At 63.2% G+C, this 7,471-nt stretch carries 9 protein-coding genes and 2 pseudogenes; 7 read left to right on the top strand and 4 right to left on the bottom strand.

The features are described 5' to 3' along the window. A pseudogene (locus VKI00_RS17495) lies at nucleotides 1–221 on the bottom strand (DDE-type integrase/transposase/recombinase); the annotation flags it as partial. Nucleotides 222–375: 154 nt separating this feature from the next. On the opposite strand from VKI00_RS17495, the gene VKI00_RS17490 reads away from it, so the two are divergent. Continuing rightward, nucleotides 376–1,359 carry an alpha/beta hydrolase gene (locus VKI00_RS17490; protein ID WP_324439536.1) on the top strand — a complete coding sequence of 328 codons (984 nt, stop codon included), beginning with the start codon at nucleotides 376–378 and terminating at the stop codon, nucleotides 1,357–1,359. Between the two features lie 467 nt (nucleotides 1,360–1,826). On the opposite strand, the gene VKI00_RS17485 is transcribed toward VKI00_RS17490, so the two are convergent. After that, nucleotides 1,827–2,462 carry a TetR/AcrR family transcriptional regulator gene (locus tag VKI00_RS17485; RefSeq protein ID WP_324439535.1) on the bottom strand — a complete coding sequence of 212 codons (636 nt, stop codon included), beginning with the start codon at nucleotides 2,460–2,462 and terminating at the stop codon, nucleotides 1,827–1,829. A gap of 148 nt (nucleotides 2,463–2,610) precedes the next feature. On the opposite strand from VKI00_RS17485, the gene VKI00_RS17480 reads away from it, so the two are divergent. The 4 genes from VKI00_RS17480 (at nucleotide 2,611) to VKI00_RS17465 (ending at nucleotide 5,146) form a co-directional block, all read left to right on the top strand. Further along, nucleotides 2,611–3,390, top strand: a complete 780-nt coding sequence (locus VKI00_RS17480; RefSeq protein WP_324439533.1) for a hypothetical protein — start codon at nucleotides 2,611–2,613, stop codon at nucleotides 3,388–3,390. Then, nucleotides 3,387–4,226, top strand: a complete 840-nt coding sequence (locus VKI00_RS17475) for a hypothetical protein (RefSeq protein ID WP_324439531.1) — start codon at nucleotides 3,387–3,389, stop codon at nucleotides 4,224–4,226. The genes VKI00_RS17480 and VKI00_RS17475 overlap by 4 nt, the downstream gene beginning before the upstream one ends. Nucleotides 4,227–4,327: 101 nt before the next feature. Continuing rightward, complete coding sequence (locus tag VKI00_RS17470) at nucleotides 4,328–4,849, top strand: cytochrome c oxidase subunit 3 (protein WP_324439538.1); 522 nt, start codon at nucleotides 4,328–4,330, stop codon at nucleotides 4,847–4,849. 3 nt (nucleotides 4,850–4,852) lie between these two features. After that, entirely contained in the window at nucleotides 4,853–5,146 is a 294-nt protein-coding gene (locus VKI00_RS17465) for a cytochrome C oxidase subunit IV family protein (protein ID WP_324439529.1), read from the top strand. A 382-nt stretch (nucleotides 5,147–5,528) separates the two neighbouring features. On the opposite strand, the gene VKI00_RS17460 is transcribed toward VKI00_RS17465, so the two are convergent. Continuing rightward, nucleotides 5,529–5,891 (bottom strand): hypothetical protein, encoded by a 363-nt coding sequence (locus VKI00_RS17460; RefSeq protein ID WP_324439540.1) that lies wholly within the window; start codon nucleotides 5,889–5,891, stop codon nucleotides 5,529–5,531. Nucleotides 5,892–5,923: 32 nt separating this feature from the next. On the opposite strand from VKI00_RS17460, the pseudogene VKI00_RS17455 reads away from it, so the two are divergent. Continuing rightward, a pseudogene (locus VKI00_RS17455) lies at nucleotides 5,924–6,106 on the top strand (2-methylfumaryl-CoA isomerase); the annotation flags it as partial. Next, the gene (locus VKI00_RS17450) at nucleotides 6,099–6,227 is read left to right on the top strand and encodes a hypothetical protein (protein ID WP_324439527.1); all 129 of its coding nucleotides are present in this window, start codon (nucleotides 6,099–6,101) and stop codon (nucleotides 6,225–6,227) included. The pseudogene VKI00_RS17455 and the gene VKI00_RS17450, both read left to right, overlap by 8 nt. 102 nt (nucleotides 6,228–6,329) lie before the next feature. Here VKI00_RS17450 and VKI00_RS17445 read toward each other — a convergent pair whose 3' ends face one another. Further along, the gene (locus tag VKI00_RS17445) at nucleotides 6,330–6,761 is read right to left on the bottom strand and encodes a DUF2252 family protein (RefSeq protein WP_324439525.1); all 432 of its coding nucleotides are present in this window, start codon (nucleotides 6,759–6,761) and stop codon (nucleotides 6,330–6,332) included. Nucleotides 6,762–7,471 lie beyond the last annotated feature (710 nt).

Here is a 7,471-nt window from a genome sequence, read left to right as displayed (position 1 = left end):
GTCGACCGCGCGCCACAGATAATGAGTGGTGCCGTTGATCTTCACGAAAACCTCGTCGAGGTGCCATTTGTCGCCGGGGCGGGGTCGCAGGTGACCACGACGCCGCGGGCCAGCATCAGGTCCTCGACGTCGCGCAGGCGCGGCGCGAAACGGTGATACAGCCACACCGCGTGCCCGATGACCTCGATCGGATACCGATAGCCCTTGTACCTCGCCGCAATCGCCACAAACGACCAATCCTGGCAGCACCACACCAGGTCAACAACTTGACGATGCCCGCGGATGGCGTGTTGATTGTTCTCGATGCCTCTCCCGGCGACAAACTTGTCTCGGAGAAACAACCAGTCACGTCGGCAAGGGTCTGATACTCGATGCATGACCACCACGAAGCCCACCGCGACCGACACCTTCACCTTTGCGTCGGAGGTTGATGAAGCACCGATTTTCGTTCGCAAGTGGTCGCCACCGTGCGGGATCCGCCCGCGTGCCACGGTACAGATCACTCACGGCGTCGGCGAACACAGTGGGCGATACGACCGGTTCGCCCAGTTCCTTGCCGCCGACGGCTGTGTTGCCTACGGCATCGACCTGCGCGGGCACGGCCACACGGCCCCCCCCGGCAAGTTAGGGCAGGCGGGTATCAATGCGTGGGCTGATATGACCGCCGATCTCAATCAGCTCGCTCACATCATTCGCTCCGAGCATGCCGGCCTGCCGCTGATCGCTTTCGGGCACAGCATGGGCTCGGGGCTGACCCAATCCCATATACAGAACCATGGCGATCTGCTGGCCGGCGCGATCCTGTGCGGCTCGTTTGGGGCGCTACCGGGGGTGGACGAAGAGCAGTACCAATCCGCCCTCGCCCAGTTGCGCGCGCTGGCGACGGGCCCGCAGGCCGACGAACCAAGTGCGACATACAGCTCGGGGCTCGCCGCACTGAACGCACCGTTCATCGCGGACGCCGCCCATCCCACGGGCTGCGAGTGGCAGACCAGCGATCCCGACGAGATACAGAAATTCCTCAGCGATCCACTGTGCGGCCAGCCGTTCTCCAACAGCATGTTCTATTCGCTAGTCACGGGAGTCCACGATCTGTGGATTCCCGAGAACGAATCGCGCGTTCCTCGGGCTCTGCCCATCCTGATCGTCGCCGGAACCGATGATCCAGTCGGCGTCAAAACCACGACAATCCAGGCACTCATCACCCGCTACATGAGGCAGGGCCAACTGGCACTCGAATACCGGTTCTACGCCAGCGGGCGGCACGAAATCCTGAACGAAGCCGAGAAAGGTCGCGTCCACCGTGACGTCGGGCATTGGCTGCACCAGTTCCTAGACGAGCCGACGACCGAGGTCTGACCGAGCCTGGCCTAAGGAGCCCCTCCCTTTGAGGACGCCCACGATTCGTCCTACGCGGCGATCCGGAACACAGGTTGTCGGCATCGAACAAAGCGCACAGAATCGATCACGTCCGCGGGACCACTCGGATAGCGGTCCAACTCACCGCTGGTGATGTTGGTTATCTCCGATGAGGTGAGCAACACGGAGTACGTTGGCGCCGTGGCGGCAGAGACGGACGCGCGGGATATCGAGGCACGAGGGCCAGGTCAAGGCGACAGAACATGACACAGGACTAAGAACCCACAGCGGTTGTTGCGGCGGCGGACGGCTATCAGAGCGCCAGACCGACGTCTAAGTAAGCGCCTGAACTCGGCTTATGCAACCAAGATTGACCGGCCTTCGCGACACGCCGGTTTCTTGTCAGAGTAGTCCGGCGATGCTGATCAATCTTCGCTGCATCTCGACACCCTAATCCCTTGGCGCGCTTATAATTTCGCCTGGCCTCGCCGCAGCCGCTGTGGCGTCGCTGCAGTCGTCGGCAGGCCGAGCAGTCGACGGCTCAAATCAGTGAGCCGGTCGCGTAGCGTGTCGTCGTCGATGTCGGCGACGAGTGGATTCATGACGGCGCTGCTGATTGCGCCGGAGAGCATGGCTGCCTCGATCCGCGCGTCTTCGCCGTCGTCGTCGAGCAGGACCCTGTACAGGCGTGCCATGAACCGCTGAAAGGGTGGGTGGTTGGCTAGCAATGCGACGACGACGGGATCGAACTGCAAGGTGCGGACCAGTCGACGGTCGCGAACAGCCATCTCGATGACGTGCACAAGCAACGCGTCTCGGGCACTTGGCCCGTTGCCGTGCGCCTCGGCTTCCTCCAGCACCGGCACAAGCCGAGCCAGCTCTCGCTCGGTGACGGCCACAACGATGTGCTCCTTGGCCCGAAACTGGTGATATACGGCCGCTTTGGTGATACCGAGGGCATTGGCGATCATCTGCAACGAGGTGCCACTGACGCCGTGGGTGGCGAACAGATCGAGCGCGGCATCCAGAACGCGGGCCCGGGCGGCGCTATGGCTGACGACGGCTAGCTCTGTGCCGTCGAGCGGTGCGCATGCTGATCCCACCCGCCCAGGCTAGCCGATCGGCTATTGACGCGAGCAGTTCCGTGGTCTAACTTCGCTGACTAGCCGAACGGCTATCCCAACGGTATCTCGGCATACGCGTTCGCGCGCGGTTCGAACAGGGCCATCGAGGCCAGAAGGAGCGCCACCGATGTCCGACGGCACCAGCACCGTTGCCGAGGCTGCCGAATCAGCCCGACCCGCCCCGCGACGCATCGATGGCGAGGTGATCCTATGGTGGTCGCTGCCTGTGGTGGCGGTCCTCTGGATTTCGGCGTTCTTACTGTTTCCGGGCTTCACACCGCCGATGTCGCCGACGCTGTCGGCTGATCGGGTGGCCGCCTTCTACCGCGATCCCGAAAACCTGTCGCGGATCCGCGCCAGCATGATCCTGTTCAACTGGTTCTGCGTGGGCCTGATCCCGGTTCTGATCCTCATCGTGATGCAGATCCGCCGGATGGCCCACCGCACCCCGATTTTTTCCTTTTGCATGCTCGGTTGTGTGGCCGCCGGTCCCACCCTCTTTCTCCTCGCCACCGTGTGTTGGCTGCTGGCCGCCTTCCGCCCGGAGCGCAACCCGGAATTGACCCAGATGTTCAACGACTTGGCGTGGCTGACCTTCACTAGTCAGGTCTCCTTCCTCATCGCCCAGGGCGTGATCCTGGCTCTGGCGATCTTTTTCGACGACCAACCTCACCCGGTATTTCCGAAGTGGGTGGCGCACTTCAACCTGGTGGTCGCGGCCGCGATGGTGCCGGCGGCGTTCGTGGCCCTGGCTCTGTCTGGTCCGCTGGCCTGGAATGGGGCGTTGTCGTTCTGGCTGAAGAACATCGCGATCGCGACGTGGATCGTCGTCATGGGAGTCGTTCTCGGCCAAGCCATTCGACGCGAGCGTGCCGAGTACCGTGACCGGGAGGTCGTCGTAGCGTGAGCGCCGTGACCGCCCCGACACAGGACCCGCAGTCGCGGCCCGCGGGGGCGCCGCTTCAGCGGTTCGCCTGGCATTGCCGGCACAACCCGAAACGCGAACTCTGGCTTGCCTGGTGGACGATGGTCGTGTTCTACCAGTTGTTCTTCATCGTGTTTTTCGTCATCACCCGCACCCAACCGCCACCGGAACCCGGCTGGGACACCCCCGGCGTGGTGCGCTGGTTCAACGGCCATCGCGACGGGTTGCTGATCGGGTTCGCCATCATGTTTGTCATCACTGGGATGACCTCGGCAAGCAACGCGATCATCGCCTACTCGATGCGGCGCATGTCGGTCAGTCCCGCCTTCGCGTACTCCTACTTGGTGATCTACTCACTCAGTGCGATCCCCGGGATGCTGTTGCTGTGCCTGGTCCTGGTCGCCGGGGCGTTCCGTCCCGATCGAAATCCCGCACTGCTGCAATGGGTCTTCGACTTCGCGTTCCTGTCCTTCTCGGGAACGATGGGCGTGTTCTTGATCGGCTCACTGCTGTGGATGGCCGCGATCCTGATGGACAACAACAACGTGTTCCCAAAGTGGTTCGGCTACCTCAATCTCTGCAACGCCCTCACCGAAGTCGTGGTGGCACCTGCGTGGATCTTCCACCGGGGCGTGTTCGCCTGGAACGGCCTGATCTGCTGGTGGGTCAACATGGTGGTGTTCGGGGTGTACACCGGTGCCTTCATCTTGCTGCTGCGGCAGATGATCCAGCGCGAAGACTTCGGCACCGGACCGCTGCCCGACATCGCGAACGACGACGTGTTCGATCGATCCGGTGATGCGGAGCCGGCGCGATGACCGACCTCGCCGGCGCAGGCTCACCGCCACGCAACCTCCACGGGCCGTCCGCGACCGAGAATGCCGGCGACGCAGTGACGTTCGTGCCCGGTCAGCCCGACATGTGGGCGTTCGTCCTGTTCGAGACGCTGGTCTTCACCGGTTACTTCAGCGTCTACCTGTTCCACCGCGCCCAGCACCCGGCGGCCTTCCTGCACGCCCAGGCCGATCTAAGTCTGCGCGTCGGGGTCTTCAACACCATTGTGCTGCTGCTGAGTTCCTGGGCGGTGGCCCGATGCGTGGAGGCCGCGCGGGCCGGCATCTTCCGGCAGGCGACCCGGGATGCCTACCTCACCGTGTCGTTGGGCGCGGCGTTCCTCGTCTCGAAGGTGGGGGAATGGATCCGGGAGATCCATTTGGGCAACGGAATCACCACCAGCGAGTTTTTCTCCTACTATTTCTTCCTGACCGCGATCCACTTCCTGCACCTGCTGATCGGCTTCGTCGTTCTCGGCATCGCTATCTACCAACTCCGCAGTCCCGCGAGGCGCTCCCAGACGTTGATCGAGACGTGTGCCACCTACTGGCACACCGTCGATTTCCTCTGGGTCCTCATCTTCGCTCTGCTCTATGTGGTGAGGTGATCAATGCACATCGCATTCAACAGAAGGCTGCTCCTCGTGTGGGTGGTACTGGCGTCGCTGACGCTGGCCTACCTGTGGATCGACCACAGCGCCAGTCAGCACGGATTACCAAGTCCGAGTGCTTTCGTCACGTCGAGCATCATCGTGATCGCTCTCGTCAAGGTGCGCATAATCTTTCGAGAATTCATGGAAGTCAGGCACGCCCCTGTGCTGCTCTGCCGCCTCACCGACACATGGCTGGTGATCATCGCCGTCGGCCTGCTCGGCAGCTACTTCGTCGGCCTCGCTACCGCATGAGTTCATCCTCGACGTAGCGATAGCTGCAGCCGGTCGCCAACCGAGTCAACGTCCCCACGCCGGTCATCGAGGAGCCCGTCGACGGCCCGGATGCATGGTGGAACACCGCCGTGCTCGTCGGAAGCGTGACTGCCGCTCTCGCCGAAACGAATGATTTGCAAAGCTTTTCGCTTAGCTCAGCTCTCGTCGCCGCATCAGCCCCATCGCATGTAGTAGGCATCCCAGAGGGGTGAACTCCCGAGCCGCTGTGGCGATTCGGCGTAGCCCAGGCCATGCGTTCGTTGTACGGGCGGTGGTGGCGAAGGCACCCGGTCAGGATGAAACCTCTTTCGAGGTGCTCATGTTTGGACCATGCGGTGCGCTCGTAGTGTACTCGAGATGACTACCTTCGCCGGGGGAACACCGCGCGTGGCTGGGGTGGATCTATGACGACGGCCGGAAGTATGAAGGCGTCAATGTAGCGTCGCGCGACCCGGGTTTCGTTGGTCCCCGGAATAATGCCGAGCAGCAGGCTTAGTGCGGTCGCAGTGAGATACTGGGTGAGATCGTGGGCGTTGATGTCGCGCCGGAAATGTTTGCCGTCATCCTCGCGCAGCATGGCTTCGATCATCGGTTCGGCCAGCTGCGTTACCGTGCTGCTGTTAGCCAGCATCTGGGCGATGGTGCCCTCCTCAGATGCTTCCGAGATGGTCGTGAGCAGTGGGTCCTGGGCGAGCTCGGTGGCTACGATCACCAGGCCGGCCACGATCAGATCGATGGGGTCGGCACCTTCCTGCTCTCGACCAGCCGCGGATCGGCGAGTACCTGGCACCCGGGCTGCCGCTGGCCGTTGACGGTGCCTATCAGCCGGCGGTCCCCGCGCCCGAGTTGGGCGATCACACCGTCGGGGTTCTGCGGGACCTGCTCGGGCTCTCTGCCGTCGACATCGACCGATTGGCCGAGGCGGGCACGGTTGCGTGACGTGCTTCTGCGCCTGCTCGACGTTCAACCGGGCAACCCGACGATGCCGCGGTCGGGCCAACCGGCGACGCCCGTCGACGAGGCGGGTCAGCTGTGCCAGCGCCTGCAGTTGGTTGCGTGACTTTGCCTTTGCCGCGGCGCGGCGAATCTGCTGTGCGAATGTCGAGTCGACGCTGGCAATCAACGCGTCGTTGACGCATGTCTCCGCGTACCACAAGTCGAGCTAGCGCATCTCCGCCAGTGCCAGCATCCGGAAGCGGTAGCCCTCCGCGCCGGCCCGCACCACCTGTTCACATGCCGCAGTGTCGAAGCCGTTGCTGCGTCCGGCAACGGCCAGGCTTGCCAGCAGCCGCTTGACGTCCCACTCCCATGGCCCGGGCAGTGTCTCGTCGAAGTCGTTGAGGTCAAAGACCAGATTGCGCTCCGGGGAGGCGAAGTGACCGAAGTTGGACAGGTGCGCGTCTCCGCACAGCTGCACCTGCTGTCCCGTGTGGGGACCGGTCGCCAGGTCGGAAGCCATGATCATCGCGGCGCCCCGATAAAAGGACAACGGTGAGGCCAACATTCGGCCGTACCGGATGGGCACGAGCTCCGGCACCCGTGTGGTTGCCTGGGTTTCCAACAATACCACCGGATCCGGACGATCCTGCGCCACAACGTAATCCGCGAGGGCCGACCGCGGCAGCCGTGTCCGAGCCGACCTGCCAAGCTCCTGCCGCTCGGCGACGGTCAGGCGCGGTGCAATCGCCGCAGACATCCCAGCCCAGGCCGAAGACGGTTTCGATGACGATACGTGATATTCGCGTCCCAACGGACCACATGTCGCTGACCTTGCCGACGCGGGTTTCGGTGGCGTCGAGGACGCGACAACCGATCAGGTGGGCCAACGAAATCGTCTGGTCGGCGATAGTCCGACGAGCAGCGATCCGATCGTGAAAAGCGGCTGATACAACCCCGCGCCGGGTGGCGCTGCGCTGATCACGTCTGGCCAACGTTGCCTCCCCGCTGTTCTTCGGACGCTCCTGAAATGGGGGCACAAAATGCACCAACGGTGCCCGCTATCCTCCCCGCACGCCCACGTCGCGGTGGATGTTTCGGTGGAAACGCGCGGAAGCAATCCGGCAGACAGCCTCAACCACCGGTGCGGTGTGCGCGAACCCTTCGATGACAACGCGTGAGCCCAGACCTATAACCAAGGGAAACGGGTCGAACGGTGTTTGCCAATACACCCTTAGCATGTCGGGATTGTTCTCCGTCACAACGACGGTGACCGAGGGATCGACAGGATGAGTCATCACCCGTACTGCTCAAGGAGGCATGACACCGTGAACGGACCACTAGTCGGGGCGCTGATGAGTTGGCGGC

It is taken from the genome of Mycobacterium sp. (genome assembly GCF_035314665.1).
Taxonomy (GTDB): Bacteria; Actinomycetota; Actinomycetes; order Mycobacteriales; family Mycobacteriaceae; genus Mycobacterium.
Note: the sequence above shows the minus strand (reverse complement) of the source record. Positions and strands in the feature narration are given on the sequence as shown.

Coding starts and splice junctions, on each gene's coding strand:
- VKI00_RS17490 (WP_324439536.1), top strand. CDS start 376: ATGACCACCACGAAGCCCACCGCGACCGACACCTTCACCTTTGCGTCG.
- VKI00_RS17480 (WP_324439533.1), top strand. CDS start 2,611: ATGTCCGACGGCACCAGCACCGTTGCCGAGGCTGCCGAATCAGCCCGA.
- VKI00_RS17470 (WP_324439538.1), top strand. CDS start 4,328: ATGTGGGCGTTCGTCCTGTTCGAGACGCTGGTCTTCACCGGTTACTTC.
- VKI00_RS17465 (WP_324439529.1), top strand. CDS start 4,853: ATGCACATCGCATTCAACAGAAGGCTGCTCCTCGTGTGGGTGGTACTG.